Annotated in this window: 30 protein-coding genes; 2 read left to right on the plus strand and 28 right to left on the minus strand. The window is 58.3% G+C overall.

All coding sequences use genetic code 11. From position 1 onward, the window contains the following. Nucleotides 1-2: 2 nt before the first annotated feature. From ACIOZM_RS08195 to ACIOZM_RS08225, 7 genes are all read right to left on the minus strand, one after another. On the minus strand, nt 3-3,056 hold the full coding sequence (locus tag ACIOZM_RS08195; protein WP_401211756.1) for a phage tail tape measure protein: 3,054 nt from the start codon (nt 3,054-3,056) through the stop codon (nt 3-5). Between the two features lie 27 nt (nt 3,057-3,083). Then, nucleotides 3,084-3,356, minus strand: a complete 273-nt coding sequence (locus ACIOZM_RS08200) for a DUF1799 domain-containing protein (protein ID WP_401211759.1) — start codon at nt 3,354-3,356, stop codon at nt 3,084-3,086. A gap of 47 nt (nt 3,357-3,403) precedes the next feature. Continuing rightward, nucleotides 3,404-3,784, minus strand: a complete 381-nt coding sequence (locus ACIOZM_RS08205; RefSeq protein ID WP_401211762.1) for a phage tail assembly chaperone — start codon at nt 3,782-3,784, stop codon at nt 3,404-3,406. A 3-nt stretch (nt 3,785-3,787) separates the two neighbouring features. After that, nucleotides 3,788-4,444, minus strand: a complete 657-nt coding sequence (locus tag ACIOZM_RS08210) for a phage tail protein (protein WP_401211764.1) — start codon at nt 4,442-4,444, stop codon at nt 3,788-3,790. A gap of 73 nt (nt 4,445-4,517) precedes the next feature. Continuing rightward, on the minus strand, nt 4,518-4,934 hold the full coding sequence (locus ACIOZM_RS08215; RefSeq protein WP_401211767.1) for a phage tail terminator-like protein: 417 nt from the start codon (nt 4,932-4,934) through the stop codon (nt 4,518-4,520). After that, nucleotides 4,931-5,527 carry a hypothetical protein gene (locus ACIOZM_RS08220; RefSeq protein WP_401211934.1) on the minus strand — a complete coding sequence of 199 codons (597 nt, stop codon included), beginning with the start codon at nt 5,525-5,527 and terminating at the stop codon, nt 4,931-4,933. Before ACIOZM_RS08220 ends, ACIOZM_RS08215 begins: the two co-directional genes overlap by 4 nt. Further along, nucleotides 5,524-5,892, minus strand: coding sequence for a hypothetical protein (locus ACIOZM_RS08225; protein ID WP_401211769.1), 369 nt, complete (start codon nt 5,890-5,892; stop codon nt 5,524-5,526). Before ACIOZM_RS08225 ends, ACIOZM_RS08220 begins: the two co-directional genes overlap by 4 nt. Before the next feature lie 22 nt (nt 5,893-5,914). Here ACIOZM_RS08225 and ACIOZM_RS08230 point away from each other — a divergent pair, with 22 nt between their 5' ends. Then, entirely contained in the window at nt 5,915-6,220 is a 306-nt protein-coding gene (locus ACIOZM_RS08230; protein WP_401211772.1) for a hypothetical protein, read from the plus strand. A gap of 2 nt (nt 6,221-6,222) precedes the next feature. On the opposite strand, the gene ACIOZM_RS08235 is transcribed toward ACIOZM_RS08230, so the two are convergent. The 4 genes from ACIOZM_RS08235 to ACIOZM_RS08250 are packed head-to-tail and all read right to left on the minus strand — an operon-like array spanning nt 6,223 to nt 9,105. Further along, nucleotides 6,223-6,726, minus strand: coding sequence for a DnaT-like ssDNA-binding protein (locus tag ACIOZM_RS08235; RefSeq protein WP_401211774.1), 504 nt, complete (start codon nt 6,724-6,726; stop codon nt 6,223-6,225). A gap of 57 nt (nt 6,727-6,783) precedes the next feature. Then, the gene (locus tag ACIOZM_RS08240; RefSeq protein ID WP_401211776.1) at nt 6,784-7,368 is read right to left on the minus strand and encodes a hypothetical protein; all 585 of its coding nucleotides are present in this window, start codon (nt 7,366-7,368) and stop codon (nt 6,784-6,786) included. Between the two features lie 50 nt (nt 7,369-7,418). After that, on the minus strand, nt 7,419-8,387 hold the full coding sequence (locus ACIOZM_RS08245; protein WP_008431834.1) for a major capsid protein: 969 nt from the start codon (nt 8,385-8,387) through the stop codon (nt 7,419-7,421). 10 nt (nt 8,388-8,397) lie between these two features. Next, complete coding sequence (locus ACIOZM_RS08250; protein WP_401211779.1) at nt 8,398-9,105, minus strand: hypothetical protein; 708 nt, start codon at nt 9,103-9,105, stop codon at nt 8,398-8,400. A gap of 119 nt (nt 9,106-9,224) precedes the next feature. Here ACIOZM_RS08250 and ACIOZM_RS08255 point away from each other — a divergent pair, with 119 nt between their 5' ends. Beyond that, nucleotides 9,225-9,545 carry a multiprotein-bridging factor 1 family protein gene (locus ACIOZM_RS08255; protein WP_401211781.1) on the plus strand — a complete coding sequence of 107 codons (321 nt, stop codon included), beginning with the start codon at nt 9,225-9,227 and terminating at the stop codon, nt 9,543-9,545. A 22-nt stretch (nt 9,546-9,567) separates the two neighbouring features. Here ACIOZM_RS08255 and ACIOZM_RS08260 read toward each other — a convergent pair whose 3' ends face one another. The 17 genes from ACIOZM_RS08260 to ACIOZM_RS08340 form a co-directional block, all read right to left on the minus strand. Beyond that, complete coding sequence (locus tag ACIOZM_RS08260; protein WP_401211783.1) at nt 9,568-10,653, minus strand: minor capsid protein; 1,086 nt, start codon at nt 10,651-10,653, stop codon at nt 9,568-9,570. After that, nucleotides 10,628-12,088 carry a DUF4055 domain-containing protein gene (locus ACIOZM_RS08265; RefSeq protein ID WP_401211786.1) on the minus strand — a complete coding sequence of 487 codons (1,461 nt, stop codon included), beginning with the start codon at nt 12,086-12,088 and terminating at the stop codon, nt 10,628-10,630. Before ACIOZM_RS08265 ends, ACIOZM_RS08260 begins: the two co-directional genes overlap by 26 nt. After that, nucleotides 12,088-13,575, minus strand: coding sequence for a terminase (locus tag ACIOZM_RS08270; RefSeq protein ID WP_401211788.1), 1,488 nt, complete (start codon nt 13,573-13,575; stop codon nt 12,088-12,090). Before ACIOZM_RS08270 ends, ACIOZM_RS08265 begins: the two co-directional genes overlap by 1 nt. 1 nt (nt 13,576) lies before the next feature. Further along, nucleotides 13,577-14,098, minus strand: coding sequence for a hypothetical protein (locus ACIOZM_RS08275; RefSeq protein WP_401211791.1), 522 nt, complete (start codon nt 14,096-14,098; stop codon nt 13,577-13,579). Between the two features lie 303 nt (nt 14,099-14,401). Next, a complete protein-coding gene (locus ACIOZM_RS08280; RefSeq protein WP_401211794.1) occupies nt 14,402-14,845 on the minus strand; it encodes a proteasome subunit beta in 444 nt (147 codons plus the stop codon). A 166-nt stretch (nt 14,846-15,011) separates the two neighbouring features. Then, nucleotides 15,012-15,200, minus strand: a complete 189-nt coding sequence (locus ACIOZM_RS08285) for a hypothetical protein (protein WP_401211796.1) — start codon at nt 15,198-15,200, stop codon at nt 15,012-15,014. After that, entirely contained in the window at nt 15,200-15,496 is a 297-nt protein-coding gene (locus ACIOZM_RS08290; RefSeq protein ID WP_401211799.1) for a hypothetical protein, read from the minus strand. The genes ACIOZM_RS08285 and ACIOZM_RS08290 overlap by 1 nt, the downstream gene beginning before the upstream one ends. 57 nt (nt 15,497-15,553) lie before the next feature. Next, on the minus strand, nt 15,554-15,901 hold the full coding sequence (locus ACIOZM_RS08295; RefSeq protein WP_401211801.1) for a hypothetical protein: 348 nt from the start codon (nt 15,899-15,901) through the stop codon (nt 15,554-15,556). Then, complete coding sequence (locus ACIOZM_RS08300; protein ID WP_097090027.1) at nt 15,898-16,236, minus strand: MFS transporter; 339 nt, start codon at nt 16,234-16,236, stop codon at nt 15,898-15,900. The genes ACIOZM_RS08295 and ACIOZM_RS08300 overlap by 4 nt, the downstream gene beginning before the upstream one ends. A gap of 884 nt (nt 16,237-17,120) precedes the next feature. Beyond that, nucleotides 17,121-17,798, minus strand: coding sequence for a hypothetical protein (locus ACIOZM_RS08305; RefSeq protein WP_401211804.1), 678 nt, complete (start codon nt 17,796-17,798; stop codon nt 17,121-17,123). Then, nucleotides 17,795-18,409: a recombination protein NinG gene (locus ACIOZM_RS08310; RefSeq protein ID WP_401211806.1), complete on the minus strand. Its 615-nt coding sequence runs from the start codon at nt 18,407-18,409 to the stop codon at nt 17,795-17,797. Before ACIOZM_RS08310 ends, ACIOZM_RS08305 begins: the two co-directional genes overlap by 4 nt. Then, on the minus strand, nt 18,400-18,678 hold the full coding sequence (locus ACIOZM_RS08315; protein WP_401211809.1) for a hypothetical protein: 279 nt from the start codon (nt 18,676-18,678) through the stop codon (nt 18,400-18,402). Before ACIOZM_RS08315 ends, ACIOZM_RS08310 begins: the two co-directional genes overlap by 10 nt. Beyond that, nucleotides 18,668-19,075 carry a recombination protein NinB gene (locus ACIOZM_RS08320; RefSeq protein WP_401211811.1) on the minus strand — a complete coding sequence of 136 codons (408 nt, stop codon included), beginning with the start codon at nt 19,073-19,075 and terminating at the stop codon, nt 18,668-18,670. Before ACIOZM_RS08320 ends, ACIOZM_RS08315 begins: the two co-directional genes overlap by 11 nt. Beyond that, nucleotides 19,072-19,563, minus strand: a complete 492-nt coding sequence (locus ACIOZM_RS08325; protein WP_401211813.1) for a hypothetical protein — start codon at nt 19,561-19,563, stop codon at nt 19,072-19,074. The genes ACIOZM_RS08320 and ACIOZM_RS08325 overlap by 4 nt, the downstream gene beginning before the upstream one ends. Then, the gene (locus ACIOZM_RS08330; protein ID WP_401211815.1) at nt 19,560-20,357 is read right to left on the minus strand and encodes a hypothetical protein; all 798 of its coding nucleotides are present in this window, start codon (nt 20,355-20,357) and stop codon (nt 19,560-19,562) included. The genes ACIOZM_RS08325 and ACIOZM_RS08330 overlap by 4 nt, the downstream gene beginning before the upstream one ends. Further along, nucleotides 20,344-21,330 (minus strand): phage replication protein, encoded by a 987-nt coding sequence (locus tag ACIOZM_RS08335; RefSeq protein WP_401211818.1) that lies wholly within the window; start codon nt 21,328-21,330, stop codon nt 20,344-20,346. The genes ACIOZM_RS08330 and ACIOZM_RS08335 overlap by 14 nt, the downstream gene beginning before the upstream one ends. Nucleotide 21,331: 1 nt before the next feature. After that, nucleotides 21,332-22,054, minus strand: a complete 723-nt coding sequence (locus tag ACIOZM_RS08340) for a Rha family transcriptional regulator (protein WP_401211820.1) — start codon at nt 22,052-22,054, stop codon at nt 21,332-21,334. Nucleotides 22,055-22,145: the final 91 nt, after the last annotated feature.

Raw genomic sequence — 22,145 nt, forward strand, 5'->3', positions numbered from 1 at the left:
GATCACCCCTTGATGGCTCGGCTGATTTTGCCGCCCTGCCGAAGGTCGACGCTCACCAGTTTTTGATAGCGCTGATCAACGAAGTCAGCCAGATCCTTGCCGAACTGCTCGTATGCGGGATCGTCAGTTGATGAGCTGGTCGAGCCATCGCTGGCCACCATGACCTGCACGCTGATTTGCGTTGAGCCGCCGGCGCTACCGCCCATTGCGCGGACGCCAAGAGCGCCACTTGATGTTCGGGTCAGCGGCATGATCGCCTCAGGCCCAGCTTCACCCATAACACCAGTTCGCCCACCGGCCATCCCAAAGGCTGTCGGCGTGCTGACGACGTTGTTGGTAAAGGCGCCGCCATTGGCAAACATCTGCACTCCGCCGCCCCACGCCCCGCCATCAGCCTGGAAGTAAGCCGACGAATACCCAGCTTGGGACGCGCCAAGATTCGACGACGTCGCACCGGCAGATCCAGCAGCAAGGCCATTGCCACCAGCCGCATTGCCACCGAAATAGCTCGCCGCCGCCCCAACCACACTACCCAGCAACGCCGAGCTGGCCTGACGGGTCGCGATCCGCGCCATGTCCGCCAAAATCGACTTGGTGAAGTCGGCAAACGACAGCTTCCCGGTCATGGCGAAGTTGACGACTGCGTCTTCCATCGAGCTGAAGGCGTTGCCGAACAGGGTTTTGGTCTGGCCGGCGATATTGCTCGCCGAATCCAGGTAGTTGGCCCAGGCCGATGTTGCGCCTTTGGTCCAGTCGCCTTGCGCCGCCTCCACATCCGCGTAGTTCTGTCGGATCTGGTCAGTGGCCGCCTTGTTCGCATCGGCGAGAGCCTGCGACTTACGTGCGAACTCCTCCTCCGACATATTCCGCGACGGATCGGACTTCTGGTTTGCCAGTTCCAGAGACTGCTGAGCGAACCGATCCTGCTGGCTGTTCAGCTCATTGTTGAGCGCGTTCTGTCGATCTCCCTGGCCAACACCAAGGACGGCGCGCTGCCCTGCCAACTCCAGCGCTCGTTGCTGCTGAGCCAAGGCCTGAACGTAGGTCGTGATCGCCCGCTCTTGTCGGGCGAGACGGCCGGTCTCGTTCGATGCCAAAACCTCAAGCTGGCTATCCGCGTCCTTCTGCGCTTTGACCATGCCCGCACGCGCGTCTGCGATCTTCTGGTCCAGTTGGATGCTCTGCGAGGCAGATGTGGCCTTCTTCGACTTCGCGGCTTCCAGCGCGGAGATCTCAGCCTCGTAAGCCGAGGTAACTTCGTCGCGTTCGTTACCGATCAGCGCTTCGCGCTTCAGGGCGTAGTCGGCTTGAGAAACGAGCCCAGCCTTCTGCGCTGCGTCCAGTTCCTTCTGAGCGTTTTTGTACTCTTCGCTGATGGCCGCCAGATTGTTTTTAGCATTGTTGAACCCGGTCAGATCGACCTGTGAGCCGGCCGCCTTCGAATCCTTGAACTGGTCGTTGATGTTCGCCAGGTTCTTGTCGATAGCGGCCTGATTCAGGCGAGGATCGTTCGGCGCGACCTTGCGAATATCTTCGAGCTGCCGCTTGTACTCCTTGATCGCCTCGGTGCGCTTCTGCTCATTCGTCCATGCAGATTTGGTGAGGGCGTCAATCTTCGTCATCGAAGAGATAGCGTCACCTTGGGCTTTCGCCTGCTCGCCTTCCCATTTAGCGATATCGGCTTCCGCAGCCTTCTGATCCTCCAGCATGTTGAGCCGATTTCGCCGAAATTCGATCAGCGCATCCTTGGACTTCTGACTCTGAAATAAGCCGTCCATGCTTTCAGCCTGCTGGAGATCATTCCGAGCAGTTTCGATTTCCGAATTGATGTCGCGGCGACCGATGTTCTTCAGCCCATCAGCAGCTCGAGCAACGGCGTTGTAGCCCTTCTCCCAGAAACTAAGGTTCTCAAGGATCTTCGGCGTGCGTTGATTGATAGCATCGGCGAACGATTCAGTTGCCAGTTTCACGGCACCAGCATGATCGCCCTGCTTCTCCAGCGCGGTGATCTGCGAGTAAACCGAGGCGGTTAGATAGTGATACTGCTCATTGAGTGCGGCAGACGCCTTAACCGGGTCGTCTGCGAGCTTGGAAAACTCAGCGACTGTCTCGCTCACGGCTTTGCCGGTCGCTTCCTGCATCGACACGGCAGCCTGGGTGATGCCTGTGAAGCTTTCGCCAGCAATCTTGCCGTTCCCCGCCAGCAGCGCCAGAACCTCAGCAGCTTGTCCAGTCGTACCAACGGTAGCGCTGACCTGCCGCGCCATGTCGCCAAGTTGACCAGCGCTGACGCCAGCGTAGTTGCCGGTGAGGATCAGGGACTTGTTATAGCTGTCCTGCTCCTCGCTGCCTTTGTAGAAAGCGTATGCCAGACCGCCCGCAGCAGCGGTGGCCAGAGCGAGTGGAGCCAGGATCGCAAGGAGGCCGGCAGCACCCGCGCCAGCACCGGCGCCCAACTGAGCAACCGCACGAACACCGCTACCCCAGTCTCCCGAGGAAAGTGCATTCCCCAACTGAACGACGTTTTCCTGCGCCTGGCGCGTGCCGAGTCGCAGCTTGTCGAAACCGGTAGTGGTTTTGTTGAGCTTGTCGTAATCCTTGTCGATTTTGCTCAGCGCGGTGTTGTACTCGTCCTGGCTGATCCGGCTAGCATCCAGGTGCTTGCCCAGTTGCTCGACCTGGGTATCAAGCTTCGCCAGCGCAGCGCGAGCCGGGTCAATGGCGCCCAGCAGGCTGTTCAGTGCCTTCTGCTCATCCATGGCCGACTTGGCCAAAGCTACCTGCTGCTTGTCGAGCTGCGCCGATATCTTCGCTGCCTCAGCCTCGCCATACGCGCCGGTTTTCGTCAGCTTCGCCAGAGCATCACGCTGTTTTGCGAGATCCTGCGTGGTCTTGGCGCTGGTAGAAAGCGACTTCTCCAGCGCCTGCATTTCATTCATCAGCGAAACGGCGGACTGCTCGGCCCGGCCGCCAGCCTTCGCCATTTCATCGAGACTGGTTTTCGCCTCGATTGCGTCGGCCGAGTCGATCTTGACGCCGAGTTCTGCAATGTTCATCGACTCACCTTGAATAAGTGCCCGTGACTACGGGCTGTTTTCCCTTTCCTCCGCCATGACGCGCAGGGCTTCGCCTTCCAACACCTGAAGGTCAGGAAAGATTTCAGCGAGTTTCTTTTTCTTGATGCCGAGAAACTCGGCGACGTCGCGAATGCAGTTGTAATCTAGGCCGATGGCGCCACCGGCACCGACTCGCCACTGCGTGGACATCCGGTTGAACAAGAGGAAGGCCGGCCAGTTGCATGGCCAAACCTCTGTCTCTTCCTCCAGATCACCAGGCGAGAGGCCGAACATGCCCATCAACTCGGCCGGCGCCGCGGGCGCATACAACGCACGCGCGGCGTCTGTCAGTTTCCCAAGCGAGCTTGGTTGTAGGCGCCCTGATATGCGTCAACGACCGCCTCGGCCGCGCCTTGACATGACTTCACGAGCGCGATGATGCTCTTGTCGTCGAACTTGTCGTCGAAGCCCCAGCCGACAACCAGATCCTTAATTTGCTGAGCCTGTTGCTCAGAATCAGCAGCAACGATCTGGGAATAAGTCGGCTTCTCGCCCAAAGCTTCCCGTGTTTTATCTCGGACCGTGTTCCACTCATCGAACAGCTCGGCAAGCTCCAGCCGGTCTCGATATTTGAACGTGAACTCGATTTTCTCGGGCTCACTTCCGACAATAGGGATCAGCACCATGGCCTTGAATGTCGGATTCTGCGCGATTCTGATTTTTGCCATGGGTTACACCACCGCAGTCAGATAGCGGGTTGGTTCGGCCTGAAGCGCCAGGTTGACGGTGCGGGTCAGCAGGTTGTTGCGGGACACTGCCGGCTGCTTGGAGAACGACGTGTAAGCCCCGTAGAGCAACTGGTCATTGCCCGGCAAGTTCAGGCGTGCAGCCTCGACCTGTTTGCCAGCATCAGCCTTCATCAGCACCTTGTTGAAGTCCTGCGCCGGGTCGTCAGCCAAAGTCAGCACCATGCTGGCCGCCGATTTGTCGGTAGGAATCTGTTTACCTTGGTCATCCTCGAGGAAAACCACGTCGAGGTAGTTTTGCTCACCGCCAGAAAACGCCACGTCGGAGATCTGCGGGATCTGCACCCAGGTCAACACCTTGCGCATGGTCCCGGCACCGCCGGCGGCAGGAAAGTTCTGCGTATCCGTGGTGTCGATTCCTTCCAGTGTGATTGCCGTTGCAGTCGCGGCTTTCACGCGCACAACCTTGCTGTCCAGCTTGCTCCAGCCAGAAGTCAGCAAAACGATATCGCCGGCGGTAAGCGTGCCACCGACAACAGTGGCAACGGCTTCTGTCGCATTGGTGATGGAGGCAAACGCCAGAGCGGTCGCGTAGGTCGCGGCATGCTGGAAGGTGCCGCCGTTCGGGATTTTGTAGCCCATTGGTATTTCCTCTTTGCAGATATGAAAAAACCCGCTCGATGGCGGGTTTCGTAAGGTTGCCCAATGGGCGGGATTAGTTGGTGTCGGCTCGATAGGAGAACGAGACCGGCACTGTGTATGCGGAATCGCCAGTGATGCCCGGCCCCGGGTCGACTGGCGACATGGTTACCACAGTGACCGCCCCTTTCGTGTCCCGAGCGTAAAGAGGGAATAGACCTGTCAGTTCATCGACAATCGGGTTCGTCTTTGCTTTCCCGGTACCAGCCGGCGCGATGATGCTCACCTGAAACACGCCGGTGAACAGCCGGTGATCGCCGCCGAGCGTGTTGCTCGCGGTATCACCCGGGATCGTGAACACTCGCAGATAGGTTTCATCTGTTGCCGGTGTGTAGGCAGTGTTCTCGAAGACGATCTTCAGTTTCTGCGACCTGACACTGTTCCAAGCGATGAGCTTTGCCTCGTAGATTGAGGCTATGATCGCGTGACTCATACCTGATTATTCCTGATGGCCTCCTGCACGATCTGCTGGAAGCGAGCCACGGTTACCCGGACCATGCCGCCGGGGGCCTGCGTGGAATGGCCGAACTCCAGCGGGATCGCGTAGGGCAAGTTGTTGATGATGTAGGCCATCTGGCCGGCGGTGAAGTCGCTCATCGCTGCGACCAGCGCCGCAGTGGTTTCGGCGCCGCTCGGGTCTACCTCGTCAAAGGTGACGTTCTCGACCACGCCGAGCGATATGTGCCAGTTCGCACGGAACCGGCCGCCGACGTAGCCTTCAGGCGCCTTGATGTCCATGCCGTCGTTAAGCTTGCGGCCCTTCTTCAGCCTGCCACCTTTCGTGAGGTTGGCCGGATCACTGCGCAGCGCGCTGTTGTGATCGTCGACGGCCTTGTTGTACTGGGTCGCCACAGCGTTCTGCGCCCATATCTCCGGGTTACCCACGGGTGACATGCGAATCAGGCTGCTGCCGACCTCGATGATGATCTCGCGCACACTGGCGTCGATGGCTTCGCTTGTCTGGGACGCAAACTCGGCGAGACTCAGTGCGAAGCTGCCGGATTGGCCGGCGCCCGCCCGGCTTATGACCTCACCTGCAATTCGTAGAGAATCGGCGTGCCGGCCGGGTTGATTTCTTTCAAGGGAGGGACGATTGACCAGGTGCGACCTTGAGTGATCACCTTGTTTAGCAGATCCGGCACCCACTCCAGCCCCTGCGCGGCGATTTTCAGTTTCTTGTCGCCCTGCTTGATGAGGCTGTTGTTCTGGAACTCCTGACCGGTGAAGTCGAGCAGTATGCCTTGAGCGATCTGCTCGACCGGCACGCCTGGCGCTTCGCCGCCGATATCCGGGTCATACTCGCCAGGCTCCGTCTTGGTGATGGTCACGGGCTGGCCGAACTCTGTGATCATCTCCAGAGCCATTACAGCCATCTCGTCGTAGAATGCCACTTTTAAATCTCCAAGGATGGCCATGACAAACGTACAGAAGGCGCAGCTACTAAGATACTTCGCGGAAGAGCTAGCTCACATTCCCGAACACGCCACGGTAGACCTAGTGAACGCACGATCAAAACTGAGGAAAATGGTCGACCATTGCCTATCAGGTACGAATGCGTTTCCATACCTTAAGAAAGTGAAACGGCAATGGATACGGAATGATTTTGACTTTGCCGAATTCGACGAACTGGCGGATCACATCGCCGGAGATACTCAGAGTCTCTCTAACTTTCCGGCTTTTTATGATGTGAATAATCACAAAGGCTGGCGAAAAATCTAGCTTTAGGCCCTTACAGCAAATAGTCCGCGCTTCTGTAGGTAATCAGCAAACTGCGTCGCGCTCGGCCGATCAGGCGCCGCCGGCAGCAGCCGATTGCTGGTGTTTGGGATGGCCGCGTACTGCCGCGTCACTGCCCCCTCAACACGATCCAGCAGTACAGCTCCTTTGCGCTTCTCCACCGGATCGATATCGTCCTGATGGATCTCGGCGGCCAAGGCCATCTGGCCGTACTGAATTCGCGCCGGCAGGTAGTTGTCGGGCTTGATCTCGTAATCCAGTTCGACGCCTCGGCGCGGCCAGGACAGGGCCTGCTCGCTGTTGGACTTTCGCCCTTTCCACGTCATGCCATCCATTGCCAGCGTGGCCCTGCGCAGCAGCGCTTCCAGTGCTGGTACTTCCGCCGGGATGGTCACGCCGAACTTCACGGCGTACATGGCCAGATCTTCGGCAGATGCGTAGCTCTCGGCGTCAGGCTTGCCAGTACCGTCCTCGATGATGAGAGTCATGAATCAGCTCGCTGTAGGGATGTGGATCGGGCGCCGTATTGTCGGGCGCCCGGATTATTACGCCTGCTGCAGATCAGCAACGGCCTTTTCCAGCGATTCTACCGAAGCATTCGCCCGATACGTCACGTTGGCAGCGTCGAGTTGTGCTTTGAGGCCTGCGATTTTCTCAGCGCTTTCGTCAGGCTGATTCGCCGCTGCTTTAAGGCGCTCAATCTCAGCGTTCAGGGATTGAACTTCGCCCGCCAGATTATCGCGCTCGCCGGTCACCGAAATAATGATGTCGTGCACAGCGTCCAGCGCATCGAACAATCGGATCGGCAGTTCGCCGGCGCCGGGATGCTCAAGCGGCGCATTACCTTCAACGGCCTCGATCAGTCGAATGACACCAACGCGCTCCGCACTCAACTTGTCGATCAACTCCTGCAACGCACCGTCATCAATACCACCGGCGGCGATCAGCAGCACCGGTGCCGAATCAACCTGTCGCACCGTCACTTCTGGCACATCCTCAGCCTCGTCGTCACGGCTTTCAGTGGCGTTTGCGTCGACAATGCGCAGACCGTTTTGTTTTGCCAGCGCCTTCACATCTTCCTGGTACTGGTGGAATGGACCGGGCAAGTACCAGATGTTTTTGTTGCTCATGATCATTACCTCGTCGAGCCGGGCAAACCGCCCAGCTCAACATTCAGGGGTTACTTGGAGGCATCACCGATCAGAGCCACACCGGCGGTGTGCTTGATGCTGGTAGCGGTTTTGTCCCAGTTGGTACCGGTCGCCAACTCAGCGTCGGTTGGCGACTTGCCGCCGGTGGTGGTGTCCCAGGTGTAACCCTTCAGGCCCAAGCCGAAGGTGTAATCGGTTTGAAGCGTGGTTTCGATGCGCTCCTTGCCGTTGGTGGTCTGGACGTTACTGATGATGTCGCGGCCGTCGTGGACCAGTGCAGCGCCCTGCACCAAGGACAGGATGATTTCCTTGTTCGGGGTTCCGGCCTGCATCAGCGCAGGGGCATCCGTTACAACGGAGATCTTGCCGAGAATGTCCACCACGCGAACGTTGCCCGCCTGGAACAGCTGCTGCTGATTCGCCAGGTTCTGGCCGACCAGCTTGTGGTAGCTGGTGCCCTGCATCACCTGGGTAACCAAGTTCTGACTGGCGTCGCCGAACTTCGCGTGAGCGTTGTTCAGGCCGGCGTAAGTGATGCCTGCGGTCGCCGACACATCGTTGACTGCGGCGGCTTGGGCGGTGATAGCCGCGACCAGCGCGGCGATCGCAGTGTTCAACTGATCCTTCAGCAGGATTTCAGCGAACGCGCGGCTCGCGACTTCGATACCTTGCGCGGTAGGACGCTCCAGCCAAGTCATCTGCGATGGCTCATAGCGGATTGGGCCGAAGCCGCCGGCTACCTTCACCGAAGTGTTTTTCAGCTCGGTCAGGTCGGTGGCAGCAACGGCGGCGTTGGCGCTATAGCGGTCTACGCGGCGCTGAGCAGCAGCAAGGGTCTGGAAGAACGACTCTTGGAGGAAGTCGCCAGTGAAGCCGTCCGGGGACAGCACGATAGCGCCGCGGCTCGCAGCGTTGAAAGCGGCCAGGTACTGATCCAGCGTCTCGAGAGTCGCCGGCATGATGTATTCGTTGAAAACCTGCATTTGCGACAGGGACATGAGTTATTCCTTACGATTGAGGGAGATCTGGGAACCGGCTTGCGATTGCAGCCGTCCGTTCCTCTTTGGTGCCGCCGATTTTTCCTTTTGCGGCCCCGCCGCCACCTCCAGCACCAGCAGCCCCGCCGCCAGATGCCTTGCTACCCGCGATCAACGGCGCGAAGGCCGTGTCGTTTGCGAATTCTGCTTTCAGCTCATCCAGCGTTGCCGCCGAGAGCTTGCCCTGCTGGTCGAGGACGACCACAACAGGCTTCCCGTCGCGCTGTTCGACGCTCAGGCGGCGCTCGATGTGCGGCAACAGGGCTTTGGCGCTGCCTGGGATTGCCAGGGCAGACGCGATATCAGTAGCGGTACGGCCAACAGTCAGATCCCGGATCTGCCCGCTCAGCGTTGACCGCTCCTGTTCCAATGTGCCGTTCAGCTCAGCTTCACGGCGGTTGTATTTCTCAGACCAGGAACGTTCGAGCTCTTCGACGTTGCCGGACTTGCGCGCGGCTTCTTCACGCTCGGTGCGGGCCAGTTCTTCAGCCTCGCGGGCTTTCTTCTCGGCCAGCTTCTTCTCGCCGAGCAGCTCATCAACCTTGGCCTTCAGGCCGGATACATCTTCTTGCTGCGGCAGACCTTCAATGCCGAGTACGAACTTGCCGTCCTTCTCGGTGTAAAGAGCGCGCACGGCTTCGTCGACACCGTCCAGGCTGTCCAGTTGAAATTTCAGCATTTGTTGTCTCCCAGAGACGTTGATACAGGCCCTGCCTGTAAATAGTTAACTTCAGTATTGCCAGTACAGTACTGGTACTGTATTATCGCCTTCACACAAACCAACAAAGGATCTATAAAATGCTGCCATTCCCAACAAGTAAAGAGTTCCCCGAAGCACTCAAAGCTGCGCGAGAGAAAAAAGGGCTAACTTTTACTCAGCTCGCTCACGCAATCAGTATTAACCCAGCGATGCCTTCCCGTTACGAGAATCGCGACCACTCCTGCTTCTGCGCTCCCCGCCAAGAAACATGGGAGAAACTGAACGGTGTCCTGTTCGGCTCTGGGGTAATTCCAGCCGAAACAGCACCTAGCGAAGCGTTGCTCGCGGAAGCGACCGTGGAAGAAATAATTCGCGAGTTGAAGGCACGCGGAGCAACGGGTGTCAGCATCAGCTACTGACCGCGTCAATCGATTGGGCGGGTTAAACCCCTGCCCTTTCGAATGCCAGCGGTTCAAGAGCCTTCATCTGTGCAAGAGTCAGTGGTGAAAAATTGCGATCAAGCTGCAGTTCAGCGAATCTCTCAACGCTCAGCCCACCGCCTCGAAACAGCTTCGCTCGAACCGGCCCAATAGCCTTGTCCTGAAACGCTGCCGGCTGCTGCTTGAGCCAGTCGTAATAGCTGAGGTCTGCTCTCACCTGCTGGGCGCCGGCGTCACCGATGGATGCACGCGTGGCGTCCTTGGCGAACAGCTCGCTGAAGCGCGTCACCGCCACCACCGTCGAGCGGCAGTTGATATGGATCGGCGGCCTCGGCCCCTCTGTCAGCTTGAAACGACGCTTATCGAGCGTCCGGCACTGGCTGGTCGTCTTCGAATCCAGCGTACTGACCCACTCCACTGACGGCACAACATCGGAGTTCGCCTTCAACGTCTCCATGCGCGCCTGGGTGGCGACGTGCTGCACCGCCGTTCGCACAATGGCGCCGGCGTTGCGATTGGTCGTGGCCAGGATGCCGTCGTTGTACTGGAGCGACTTGGTGCCGCGAATGTTCTTGATGATCTGGAAGTTGGTTTGGCCTTCGAAGAAGCCCTGCCGGATCGCGCCTGTGAGGCGTTGTCGCTCGGTGGCGGTGAAACCATCAATGAACGACCTGAGCAGCTTCCCGCCGTCGGCACCGCGCACGCTGAGCGGGTTTGTGAGGATTGCCGCCCTGATTGCCGCAGCACCTGGCACCGCCGCGTCGAATGTGACACCCGCCGGTGCCGCCCGGGTCAGGCTGGTTGCTTCAAACTCGGCCTCGTAGTTGGCGATGTCCACCAGGTCGAGGTTCAGCTTCTCGCTGTACCGGTCGAAGATGCCCAGCAACAGGCTGTCGACTTCACTCAGCAGACGCTCCAGCCTCGCGACGGTGTAGTCCGTCAGATCAGCCCGTGTGAGCCGTTCGCGGATCGAGCGGTCGATCTCCTTGAGGAAGGGGGCGAACTTCGCGACCTCGCCCGACTTCAGCTGCTCCAGGAACACCGCGTGCCGAATAGTGGCGTCAAGGATTGCTTGGTTTGCCGCCATTCGGAATTACCTCTGTGTCGTCCAGAGCTGGCCCGGTGCTTTGTGCCTCCAGTTCATCCCGGATCTCGTCGTCCGTTTTCTCCGGATTGATCACACCGCGATCACGCAGGTACTGCCAGAAGTCGCCTTCCGGCAGCTTGCCGCCCTGCACTGCGTTGAACAGCGCGACCAAAACCGTCGGATCAAGGGTGATCTGGCTGAAGTCTTGGTTGAGCTTGTAAACCACCTCGCCGGAGGCATTCACGAACTCAGCCATCCACTCAAGGCACTGGCTGTAGGCCTCGCTGACGTTGCTGACCACCAGCGACAGAACGCTGTGTTCGGCGGCGCTGTCGTTGTCAGCTTGGGTGGCGGTCTTCACCGCGCTGCCGCGCTCAATCAGCCGAGCGCCGAGCGAAACCATGTCCTGCTTCTTGGCGTCCATCGCTTCCTTGGCCACTGCGTTAGGCTCGGCCTGCATCATTCCGCAGGCGCCGCCTTGAGGGAGCAGCCAAGGAGCCCGGGAGCCGAGGTAAATGCCCTCTTTCTCAAGGTGGTCGCGCCACTGATCGCTCAAGCCGGACATCCACGGTTGAGGCTGCCCAACCAAATAGGCCGCTTCTTCGTAGTCCGCGCTGTTCCGGTAATGCCCGATGTTGATCTCGGCCATGTCGTACAGCGGCGAATCGTCGATGCTGGTGTCGTTGTTTTCGCTGCCCACGAACTGGAACGGGATCACCTGCCAAGGTCTACCCATGCCATTCAACGGTGTAAATGGTGCGACCTTCTGAGTTGTCGCGCTTGATCCTTCTTCCCAAACTTCCTGAGTGTACTGACCCAAGACATCGAGGCGCAGAACGCGGTATTGGACTACCTGCTCACTGCCAAAGCCGTCATCAGTGTCGACGTCGACCGTCTCGCGCAACACGACAAGGCTCAGCAAATGCTGGCCGCCAACCTGACGAGTCTTCCAGTTGATAATCGACTCTGCGGTGTAGCTGGCAATGTTCGCCCGGGCACGGCCGGAGAGTTCGTCGGCCTTGCTGACGGTGCCCGCTTCCACAGCGGCGTAGTCCACCAGCAGCCCATGGCGGCCGACTTCGAGCAGGTGTCCAATCACCGACTGGGATTGTTGATAGACACTCACACCCTGCCCATCAATGTCCTTGGACACGTAGTCGAGTGCGCCGGGAACAGTCAAAGTCGGCCAGGTGCGAAACACTGCTCCAACCAAGCTGTGTTTCGTGCGCCCGGTAGCGTTGTAGAACACCGCCCGTTTCTTGTAAGCGTCGTAGCGTTCCTTGTTGTCCTGACTGGTATCGGCGGCATTCGGTCGAGGCAAATACCGATCACCAGCGTCCTTTATGGTTTCCGAGCCTTTGCAGACGTCGCGCACCAAGCGCCAGCGGTTTTGCGCCGACTTGTACTCGGGGCGCGTGAAAGTGACGTCGCTCATCAGCGTGCAAATCCCATTCTGATTTTGGTGGCCGGCTTCCTGGCGCTCTTCGCAACAGCGAAGTACCTGAATCCGTCGGAGCCGTGAGAGGTCCAGTCATGGAGCGGGTTGTTTTTCCAGCAGCCGCGCTTGTCGTCCCATTCTTTTCGGTAGTTTTCGAGGCAACCGATCCCTTCTTCGCACTTGGCCTCGTCGAACACGCATCTCGGCAGGATCTCGCGAACCTGCTCGATGCCATCGTTGATGCCGATCTTGGGGACGACCTCGAAGGTCATGCTGTATTTCTCGCCGTCGATCTCGTAACCCTCTCGGGCCAGTTCTCGACGGGTCTTGGCATCGCTGCCGAACTCGCGGTTGTCGATGTCGTGCGGTCCCCAGTGCTCGGAGTAGGTGTAACCCTTGTCCTTGAGTACCTTCATGTAATGCCGCAGGCCTTCGCCCGAGTTCTCGTAGTAATCAATGACGTGGTATTGCTCGCCGACCTGACGAACAAACCAGATCGCCGTGGAGTCACTGACGCCGATGTCCCAGAAGGTCATCACCGGCAAGTGGCTGTTGTTCGGTATCGCGCCGATCCGCTGAGCGGCATACAGCTTGGTGAACTGCTGGGCGTAGTAGGCGCCCTCGATTGACTGCTGGAAGGCTTCGGCCGGCAGAGACGGGTATTCCCGCTTCATGTCGTCGCCGAGCGTCTTCTCCTTGGCGGCATACCAAGCGCGCTGACCCGGGTTGGTGCCGATACCATGCTTGGCGAACAGCTCGTTGAAGTAGTCGGTCAGGCGCTGCGGGATGACCGCCTCGACCGGGTCAAGCCAGTAGGCCTTGTTCTTCCACCAACTGAAGAAGAAAAACTTCCAGTCCAGCTTGCCGAGCGGCGTGCCTGAAAGCAGTTGCTTCTCGGCGCTCTGTGAATAGTCGAAGAAGTAGCCGGCCCGGCCTTCAGCCGTTGATTCAATCGTGACAAAGCAGTCAGTGGCCACCGCCTCAAACGCACCGGTGACGATCTCCCGCGCCTTGTGTGGAAACTTGGCGCAGATCTTCCCGAACTCGGAGACGTGCAAGTAACGCAACGTGCCGCCACGGAACGAGGTGCTGACGTAGAGCGAACCGCCCTTGCTGAACACCAGCTCACCGGCGGCATCGTTGCTCGCAGGATTCGCGGCGCGGATCTCTTTCGGCAGGTTGTCGTAGGCGTACTTCACCTTCTCCCGGAACAGGCGCTTGGCGTCGTTCAGGGTGTGCGCGATCAGTGCGCACTTGGCCGACTCAAACAGAGCCGCGTCCAACTGGATGATGCAGCACTCTGTGGTGAAGCCGAGTTGCCGAGCCTTCAGGATGATGTTCCGCGTGTGCATCCCGTCGAAGTATTCGATCTGCTCGTCCGTCATCCGGAAGCGGACTTTCTTGCCGCCTTTGTCGGTTATGAAGTAGAGATTATTGAGCCTCCAACGCTTATCCCGGAGCAGCTTCATGTGCTCGGGCTTCATGTCAGGCGTCCTTCGATAGTTCGTCCATCATCGCGGCCAGGGCGTCGACTGTCTTGTCGCCCTCTTCCGTGTCTAGGTTGAATGCTTGGCGCTCGCCCTTGATGACCTTGAGTTGAGCGTCGACGCCTGCGTTGAGAGAGCGAGCGAAGTCGCCGTGGTTATCTTCGGTGACGGCGACTCCAGAGAGAAAGGTGCTGAGCTTGTTCGCAATGCCGCGCCACTGGGCCAAACCGGATCGGTGGGCAAGAACTACAGCCGCAGCTTGATCGGAAGCTTCCTCGATGATCTCAGCGTCAGTGACCAGTTTCTTCTGGTCACCATCCGTGGTCACCGCTCTGGTCACCTTGTCCTTTACGGCGGATCTGACCTTGCTGGTCAGGTCTCGCTGCCAGCCTTCCTTCTCGGCGCGCTTCATGATCGTGTTGTGCGCTACGCCGTGTTCAGCGGCAATTGCGCGCAGGGAAAGCAGACCAGCCCGGTAGGCTCGTTCGATCGCCTCCCAGTCGGGTTGCTTGGTTGTCATGTGAAATTCTCTAATGCTTGAAATAGTGGCGCGCTGACGGTATTTGTGAGGATCAATTCGAGCTACAGGAGAATCCCATGGACGAACGCTACACCGTCAAGTCAGCAATACACACGGAAACCGGGTCAGTTCGAAATGGCGTCGTTAATTCGAGCGTTGCGCCAAGAGGCTTTCAAATCTACGACACCATCGAGAACAAGCGACACCCGGACTGCTATATGTCCCGTTCCGAGGCTCAGGAAGAATGCGATCGTCGTAACGGTCGATAGATGATCAATCGTGCCGCACTCACCTGCGGCACACCTACCCAGGCTTACCCGGATCAATGATCAGTATGCGGATCGTGCCGCCGGTGTAGACATCACGCTTGGCCGCTGCCTCGACAGCTTCCTTAGCAGTTGCCCCCATATCCATCGCAGCGAGTGCGAAGTCGCGTCCGCTGCCGATGGCAAACGCACGCTCCATCCACACCTCGTCCATCCAGAAACCGCTCTCGGCGTCGCGACCAATCTGGCAAAGCCTGCCATTGGTGACGACCAGCCCATTTGCATCGAGCGGCTTATCGCTGACCTTCACCCCGAAAAACTCATCCATCAGGGAGGCAAAGTCCGCACCACAACCCGTAAACAGGAATTGATGCCCATTCCTATGGATGAGCTTCTCGTAATCATCGTGGTCGATGAGTGAGCCGCGAGTCACGCGCGAGTCATAGGCGATCACGCCGTCTTTGTAGGCAATGGTCGTCATGCGGTGAAACTCCACGAAGTCGGAGGGGTGAGAGGAACTTGCACAGGGTTGAGATGAATTGAAAAGGCCGATACCCGATGCTGAATAGGTACCCACTTTTCAGGCAATACCTATGCGCAACTACATTCGGACAATCACCCTCATCACCCTACTGCTGCTTCCCGCTTCAACTCACCATGATGTTGGTCTGCACTTGGGCGTGCCCGTGCAGCTCGGCGACGATCAGGCCTTGCGGCAGTCCAGCAGCCTTGGCAGCGTCGATGGCCTTGACGATCGCGTTATCAAGATCGGTCAGAGCCTTGTTGATGTCCTGGCTCATCGGAAGCGCGTGGCGCAGGCGGGTGACGTTGCTCATCAAACAGCCTCGTAAGTCGCTTCGAAGATGTCTGGCTTGCAGGGGTAGAACTCACCCGCAACGCCACGAATGACCCAATCGCCAGAGTTCACGACCATCAAGCCTTCAAGGGTGTTGATCTTCAGCGCCGGATAATCAAACCCTTCTGGATGCCGAGGCGAGCAACTGCCCACTACGGTATCCATCAGGGCTGGCGTTGAGCTGCCGTTGGTCCACTCGATGATCTCGCGGTTACTGTCTTGGGTGCCGTCGTACTGGATGGCGTCGATCACTACAGGCTTTTTGCGGAATTTCATGGCTTGCTCCTTTTGGTGTCGCGACACAATTTGTTGATTCGCGAAAAGTGTCGCGACTTACTTGGTTCGGCGCTCGATTCCGTCCGGCGCCTTGTCACACCGCATGCAGTGCTCACAGTTCATCGTCCGGCAGAGCCAGGCCTTCACCCGCTGCCACCAGGTGACCATGAAGATGTGCCGCATGCCGGCCAGTGCCAGCGAGACGTGCAACGTGATACCAGCAGTGGTCGGGCCCATGATGAAAATGTTCTGGTTGCGGCTCATCACGACGAAACCGCTGATGGCGATCGCCGAATAGATCAGCTTGCCGATGACGCCGTCCCGAACTCGACCGCTCAGAACACACCAGGTCGCCCACAAGGCAATCAAGCCGCAGGCGATGGAATTGATCAGTTCAAGATTCATGGTGGATTGCCTCCCCCGAACCGCTGGCGAATGAGCGCCCAGAGGTCAGCGGCTTTGATGGCTCGGTTGATGGCCGCGAGCAGCGATCCGCCGAAGGTGCCCAGCAGAAAACCAATGCCCGCGACGATCTTCGGCTCGGTCACACCCAGATAGGTGCTGACCATGCTCGTCAGGTACAGAGAGCAGGCAATGCCGGTGACCAGGAAGATCATCCAAGCACGCCAGTCGGCCAGATCGTCTTTGTGCCACCAGCTTGCGACGACAGCGCCGACCAGTCCTGCGATCAGCAATTCAAACCTGTCGATCTTGTCGAGCAGGCGCTGCAATAACTCCATGCGCTCGACTCCAAAATAGGCATGTTGGTTGAAATGGCGATTCAAAATTTTGCGTGCGAGCGTCATCATTAGGATTAAAGGCACTGTTGCCCCAACCATTTCAGAGAACGTTGCAAATGTGGCTTACAGACACCTGGACGTGGATTACCACTCACTCAGAAGTAAACACGATAGCTGCTAGCGCAAGTGCTATATCAGCTATTGCGGGCCTGATGTCGGCATTGGCCGCGTTCCGCGCGATTAAAAGAAACGACAAAAATCACGCTATAGCTCTAGCCAACACAGAGAAGGCCAGAGCTCGAGAAGAGCACATAGCCAATACAAGAAGAGAGAACGAAAGACTTTTAAAGCATGCTGTGACGACGATGGAGCGAGCCTACCTTGCACTGCGAGGCCCTTCCCCGCAGGTGCTCATCCCACCGCAGAGTCGTTTGAACTGGTTGACGGCGGCTCGGCTTATTGAGGAATACCGGTTAACGAAAAGCGAGATTGGAGATCTACAACTATATCGAGAGTGCGAGAGTCATGAGGAGCATTGGCGCCATCAGATCTACCTCCTTCTGGTACCACTTGCGACCCAGCATCCTGACTACTTTTTATCTGGATCCCCATCAGAAACAATCCAATCTGTTTCCGCTGTCATAGTCCATTCTTTCGCAGACTGGCCAAAAGGCAAAGTAGATCCTCTATCGAAGTACGCTTCAATCAACGAAGCCCTCGAGAGGTTCGAGGTAAGCCCATACTGGTTCAACCTGAAGCACAATCTTCGCGATTTTTAGCTATAAAAAACCCGGCGCTTGGCCGGGTTCAGAGATCCGTGTGCGTTTCGCGTTACTTGTGCACTATGGGAAAATTACCTCAAAAACCCCACCATAGCAACACTTTTATGCCGCCTCCTCTGAATTTTCTGCGTGAATAACCTGCCACACCGGCTGTTGAGCCTGAATATCCACTTTCTCAATAGCATTTCGCAGGAAATTCCAGATCTCGAGCCAATCGCGATCCCAGTGCTTGGGCTGGATAGCAATCCCGTACAGTTTCATCATGGCGTCAGACACTCGAGCCGGGCCCCACGCGTCACCGCCGTTCGCCTCGGCCTTGTAGGACTGCAGGGCGCAGGTGATCAGGCAGTGCACCTTTGCCGCCTTGGCATCAGTGAGCGCACTGAAGTCAGTGTCCGACCAGATTAGCTTCTCGGCGTTGAGCATGTGCACCACGGTCATGCTCGGGTGATAGAGGTAGTGCCCCAACTGCTGCACCTGGAACGGCAGCGACTCGATTGCCTTCTGCACTTTCCCCATAGTCACGAGGTGAGCGGCTCGATGTGTCGAACGGCCAATAGGCGTGCGGCGCGTCTCGGCGATGTGGATCTTCTGGCGCACAGCCATGATGCGTTCTTCCTTGTCCTCGCCCTGGGCGGCAAAGATGACCTCTCGAAGTGCAGCCTTTTCCTTCCGGACGACAGTCGCGGATTTTGCCCGGTCAGCCGCTGCCGCACTGATTGAGGCGTTCGACTCATGCTGTGCATCTGTCCACGCTTGACGTGCGTTGATTAATTTCATGCTGCCTGCCCCTTTCTCAGTTCTCGGGTCTTGGCCCGGTATTCGGCCTTGATGGTTTTGATTTCTTCGACGGTGTACTTGCGGGCCGGATGAGGCCCCTCCAGAAATGCGACCATGTCCACGCCGATGCGCTGCACCAACCGGATGCGGTACTCCACAGCGTTGCCGGACAGGTTTCGGTTGCACTTCACGCACTGGCGGTGAATGTTCAGCGGCTCGAAACGCAGCTCCGGACAGGCGCCTACGGATCGGTAGTGCCCAGCGTCCCAGCGACTGCCAGTCATCAGATCGTTATCGTTCGGCATCGAGTCGCAGCTGATGCACGGCAGATGCGCATCACGGAGGCGGACGTACTCGTTTACCGCCGCTTGAGCTTCGCGCAGGTGATCCGCCCGGGTTTTCAGCTTCTCCTTGCGGACTTTGATTTCGCGGCGGTCGCGCTGGTCGATGGCTATGCGGGCTTTCTCGCTGTTGGCCGGAGCCATGGCGAGCGCGCACTTCGGGCTGCACACCGCCTGCCCCAAGCGTTGCGGCGGGAAGCTGATGCCGCACGCTGGGTTCTTGCACTTCTTCGCTTTCGGGGTCTTCCTCTCCTTGAGGGCTACGCGCATGGCTCGGCCTCCTTGGCTTTCTGCTGCTCGGGGGCGGAGTCGCCGCGCAGTGGCATCAAATTCTTTTCGTGCTTGATTGCCCACTCATCGCGGAAGCGGCACATCCAACCACCGATACCCGCCGAAGGCCTGAACTGATATTTCTTCCCCGACGTAGGAGAAACCACAACCTCGTTTGGCATGACGAAGTGCATCAGCTCCGCTGTTTCGCCCATGTAACCGCCAGATATCACCAGCGCCAGATCGCCCGGCTTGAAGTTATTGGTCATAGCGGCCGTCCCAGTGATCAGTAGCGCTCCACTTCACGTCATGCTCGGCGCCAAAGGCATGCATCAGCTCGAACAAATCGCTGAACCACTTCTGCGACTGCTTGCGAGTCGATACGGCCATCACCACGAAGCCACCGTCGAGACCTGGCTCGGCTCGCTGCTTCTCCAGCGAGGCACTGAAAAGGCACTTCCAGTCTTCGCTGGTCAGCTTCTTGCCGTGCCAGATAACTTGCTCGGAAACGTCCTTGAGCATTGCCCACATCTTGCGGTTGCAGATGTCCGGGCGTTTCTCGTCGCGGATCACCACCACCTTCGGCTTGCTCAGGTCGATGGCGTGGAGAACTCCAGCCAGCCGGTTGACGTCTCGCTGGTCGCGGATCGTGTATTCGGGGTTCATGGCTGCACCGCCTTGGCCATGGCCGTATCGACAAGCGCATCAAGCTCTTCACCGATCATCCCGGTTGCATGCGGGCCGATCCATTCGACGACTTCGATGTAGCCGCTGTGCCCGTGCCGAAGCCACCGGTAGCGCTCGGCATCCTTGCGATACGCTTCAATGATCGTGGATTGCCTATCGGCTTCTCGGGTAAGCGAATCAACTTCTGCGCTGAGCTGGTCGATCAAACTGAAGTCGGGCTTCTCGCCAAGCGGTGGTTTCCAGAGCTCTGCACCATTGTTCGTGTAGCGGAGGTGGCCCAGCGTTCTCGCAGCAGACTGTAAACGCTCGTTCTCGGCCAGCAGCTCCAGCGCCACCTCCTCCACGGTCTTCTCACCGAGGAATTCACCGAGTGCCTCAGCGTTCTGCTTCCACTCCCCGCAGTCAGCCTTCCAGGAGGCGACTTCACTCCATAACAGACTCTGGAGTTTTTGTTTGTCGATGGTCATTGAGCCGCGCTCCTTGCTTGTAATTGTTCAGCCTGCTGAATGAGCAGCGCCCGGCGATCAGCCAAGTCATTGGCCGACTGAATTCGTATTTCTGTTTGTTCCTCGGCTGATGCTTTCCGCATGGCGAGCATCGATTCCTTCACTGCGGCCAGCTTCTGGCGCAGCTTTGGCGAAGGCCGTGTAACTTCACCGGAGAGCAGCGCTACCACTGCCCGGCCGTCTTCGGTAACCGGCGCAACGCTCAGGTCGGCCAAGTACAACTGCCCGCGCTCCTGCGGGATGCGCTGCATCTGCACTGCCTTGGTGATTGCCTGCGTGCGGCGGTTGGCGTCGAAGCCGACGGACACATGCCAGTTCACCTGCTTGTTGTCCTCCCGAGCCTGTCCCACCAGACGCTCGTAAGCGCTGTTGAACGCCATGCGAGCTCCCACCTTGTCGCCGGCATCGAGAACAGGCTTTGCAGCGGCCAGCGCAAGCTGGATTTCGTCGGTCAGCACCACGGTTTCGAATTCGTCGTTGGTGGTCATGGCAATCGCCCATGCTTCGTCCTTGCCCGGGCGTCCATCGGCGGCCTGCACTCGCTGGAGAATGTCGGCCATGGCCAGCTTGCCCTTCACTTCGAAGCGGCAGGCCTTCAGTGCAGCTTTCACGGCAGTCACCGAGTAAGCACAGAGGTCTTCGGCCATCATCGCTGCAGTGCCTGGGTTCATTTCCTGCCCCATGGCTTCGGAGGTGGCGCAGATCGCAGCAGCGAGGCTGGCAACCTGGTGATCGTTCATTTCAAATGTATTCATTGCGCTCTCCTGCTTGGCGCTTGGCCAAGACCATTTGCGCGGCCTGCTCGGCGGCGGAGACGTTCGCTTCGGTCCGCTCCATTTGGCGTGCGGTCGTCCCGTTGATGCGCTGACCCGTTACCCACTGGGTGTGATAACTCTCGGCGTTGGCCAGCAGTTCGTTGAGGCTGTGGCACTTACGCAGCACCGCGGCATCGCTGGTTTTCAGGAAGTGAGCCGCGACGTGGTGGGCGACATCGGCGCCAAGGCGGTCGACCAGTTGGCCGAGCTGCCCGCCGACCTTGGCGTTCCAAACCGGCCAGGTGCTGTAGCGCTTGCGGTAGGCCATGGCGTAGTTCGCCCAGACCTTGAAGGTTTTGCAGGACTGGTCTTTGGGGCCCGGCATGTCGGCGGGAATCTCAACCCGTGGCGTATCGGTGCGATCAATCACCAGCACCAGGTTGCGGGCCGGCTTGTCCGGGCTGCCTTGCAAGTCCTGACTGGTATCCTGATTGGTACCCTGATGATTGGTATCCTGATGATTGGTATCCTGATTTGTCGGAGATTTTTCCGACCCTAGATCGGATTTTTCTCCGACCTTGATCGGATTTTTTTCCGAGGTAGATCGGATTTTTTTCCGACCCTTGTTCTTCGGTGGGGTCGGATATTTTTCCGACCCATCCAGTTTCTGGTTCCACTCAATCGCCTTCTCGGTGAGGCGGAACAACGTGATATTCGAAGTGCTGGAAAGCTCAATCAGACCCGCCTCTTCCAGGGCCTTCAGCATGCGATAAGCAGTGTCTGGCTTGTCCGTAAGCAGCGGCAGCTCCTCAATGATCTTGGCCTTGCTTAGCGCGAAGAAGATCCCGTCGTCAGTCTTGATTGGCTTGGTCCAGCTCGGGCAGCCGTAGACGAAGGCGAACAGCAGGGCCTGCTGAGAATTCAGCCCCCACTCCAACGCCTTCACCTGATTGATCGTGACGGTGAATTGCATATCAGGCCTTCCCGACCAGTTTGGCCAGTTCGAGGAAGCGATCGACGTACCAGTGAGGCTGCGTCTCGCGTGGGGATTGGGGGCTGGTCAGGTTCTTGCCGTAGGTCATGCCCTTCTCGGTCACCGACCAGAACGGAACCATTTCCTGTTTGGAGTTCTTGCGCTGGAGCTGCTTCAGAAAGCCCTTGGTTTCCAGTGCGCGGTTGAACGCAGCGGGTGACACGCGAATGCCGTTGTCTTTGAGCAAGGCCGTGGCTGACTTGGTGGGCATCGAGGATCCGCCGGTAGCATCTGCCGCGGCGTCGACGGCGTAGCCAGGGAGAAACTTCGGGTCAAGGCCGTTGTTCTTGGCGATCTTCGTGAGCATCGCCATCTGGCAAGATGGAGCCGGCTTCAGCAGGCGCGTGAAGCACTCCATGATGGCGATCTCGCCAACGACCTTGGTGCCATTGAGCAGCACCTGCTCGCGGGCGCTCTGCTGCTGCTCCAGCTCCCGCCAACGGCGAATCACCTTCATACGCATCGGGGCGCTGTAGCCGGTGAGCAGGCAGTCGGTGTGTTCGCGGTCGAGCATGTATTCGATCTGCTCCCGGTTTTGACCGTCCAGATAGATGTGCTCAAAACTGAGCACATCTAATTTCAGTTCTTTTAGCATCGCAGCAATGTCCCGCTTCACGTTGTTGTGACGCTTACCGGTGACGTTAGCGATTTCGCGAGAGGACATAACGGTACGCGACACGTTTTCAGAGTTCGAAAAACGTGTCGCGACACTGTTGGGGGTATTGCTTGAAGTAGGTTGGCTATGCATAATCGGC

Source organism: Pseudomonas sp. NPDC087346 (genome assembly GCF_044744235.1).
Taxonomy (GTDB): Bacteria; Pseudomonadota; Gammaproteobacteria; order Pseudomonadales; family Pseudomonadaceae; genus Aquipseudomonas.

Bases quoted from the DNA above. Each gene is read 5' to 3' on its own strand.
- ACIOZM_RS08260 (WP_401211783.1), bottom strand. From the start codon at position 10,653: ATGGCGGCAAACCAAGCAATCCTTGACGCCACTATTCGGCACGCGGTG.
- ACIOZM_RS08275 (WP_401211791.1), bottom strand. From the start codon at position 14,098: ATGACAACCAAGCAACCCGACTGGGAGGCGATCGAACGAGCCTACCGG.
- ACIOZM_RS08330 (WP_401211815.1), bottom strand. From the start codon at position 20,357: ATGAATACATTTGAAATGAACGATCACCAGGTTGCCAGCCTCGCTGCT.
- ACIOZM_RS08335 (WP_401211818.1), bottom strand. From the start codon at position 21,330: ATGCAATTCACCGTCACGATCAATCAGGTGAAGGCGTTGGAGTGGGGG.
- ACIOZM_RS08315 (WP_401211809.1), bottom strand. From the start codon at position 18,678: ATGACCAATAACTTCAAGCCGGGCGATCTGGCGCTGGTGATATCTGGC.
- ACIOZM_RS08300 (WP_097090027.1), bottom strand. From the start codon at position 16,236: ATGGAGTTATTGCAGCGCCTGCTCGACAAGATCGACAGGTTTGAATTG.
- ACIOZM_RS08305 (WP_401211804.1), bottom strand. From the start codon at position 17,798: ATGAAATTAATCAACGCACGTCAAGCGTGGACAGATGCACAGCATGAG.
- ACIOZM_RS08205 (WP_401211762.1), bottom strand. From the start codon at position 3,784: ATGGCAAAAATCAGAATCGCGCAGAATCCGACATTCAAGGCCATGGTG.
- ACIOZM_RS08295 (WP_401211801.1), bottom strand. From the start codon at position 15,901: ATGAATCTTGAACTGATCAATTCCATCGCCTGCGGCTTGATTGCCTTG.
- ACIOZM_RS08235 (WP_401211774.1), bottom strand. From the start codon at position 6,726: ATGACTCTCATCATCGAGGACGGTACTGGCAAGCCTGACGCCGAGAGC.
- ACIOZM_RS08230 (WP_401211772.1), top strand. From the start codon at position 5,915: ATGACAAACGTACAGAAGGCGCAGCTACTAAGATACTTCGCGGAAGAG.
- ACIOZM_RS08250 (WP_401211779.1), bottom strand. From the start codon at position 9,105: ATGCTGAAATTTCAACTGGACAGCCTGGACGGTGTCGACGAAGCCGTG.
- ACIOZM_RS08255 (WP_401211781.1), top strand. From the start codon at position 9,225: ATGCTGCCATTCCCAACAAGTAAAGAGTTCCCCGAAGCACTCAAAGCT.
- ACIOZM_RS08200 (WP_401211759.1), bottom strand. From the start codon at position 3,356: ATGGGCATGTTCGGCCTCTCGCCTGGTGATCTGGAGGAAGAGACAGAG.
- ACIOZM_RS08210 (WP_401211764.1), bottom strand. From the start codon at position 4,444: ATGGGCTACAAAATCCCGAACGGCGGCACCTTCCAGCATGCCGCGACC.
- ACIOZM_RS08280 (WP_401211794.1), bottom strand. From the start codon at position 14,845: ATGACGACCATTGCCTACAAAGACGGCGTGATCGCCTATGACTCGCGC.
- ACIOZM_RS08195 (WP_401211756.1), bottom strand. From the start codon at position 3,056: ATGAACATTGCAGAACTCGGCGTCAAGATCGACTCGGCCGACGCAATC.
- ACIOZM_RS08310 (WP_401211806.1), bottom strand. From the start codon at position 18,409: ATGCGCGTAGCCCTCAAGGAGAGGAAGACCCCGAAAGCGAAGAAGTGC.
- ACIOZM_RS08285 (WP_401211796.1), bottom strand. From the start codon at position 15,200: ATGAGCAACGTCACCCGCCTGCGCCACGCGCTTCCGATGAGCCAGGAC.
- ACIOZM_RS08290 (WP_401211799.1), bottom strand. From the start codon at position 15,496: ATGAAATTCCGCAAAAAGCCTGTAGTGATCGACGCCATCCAGTACGAC.
- ACIOZM_RS08270 (WP_401211788.1), bottom strand. From the start codon at position 13,575: ATGAAGCCCGAGCACATGAAGCTGCTCCGGGATAAGCGTTGGAGGCTC.
- ACIOZM_RS08340 (WP_401211820.1), bottom strand. From the start codon at position 22,054: ATGTCCTCTCGCGAAATCGCTAACGTCACCGGTAAGCGTCACAACAAC.
- ACIOZM_RS08320 (WP_401211811.1), bottom strand. From the start codon at position 19,075: ATGAACCCCGAATACACGATCCGCGACCAGCGAGACGTCAACCGGCTG.
- ACIOZM_RS08265 (WP_401211786.1), bottom strand. From the start codon at position 12,088: ATGAGCGACGTCACTTTCACGCGCCCCGAGTACAAGTCGGCGCAAAAC.
- ACIOZM_RS08240 (WP_401211776.1), bottom strand. From the start codon at position 7,368: ATGAGCAACAAAAACATCTGGTACTTGCCCGGTCCATTCCACCAGTAC.
- ACIOZM_RS08245 (WP_008431834.1), bottom strand. From the start codon at position 8,387: ATGTCCCTGTCGCAAATGCAGGTTTTCAACGAATACATCATGCCGGCG.
- ACIOZM_RS08215 (WP_401211767.1), bottom strand. From the start codon at position 4,934: ATGAGTCACGCGATCATAGCCTCAATCTACGAGGCAAAGCTCATCGCT.
- ACIOZM_RS08325 (WP_401211813.1), bottom strand. From the start codon at position 19,563: ATGACCATCGACAAACAAAAACTCCAGAGTCTGTTATGGAGTGAAGTC.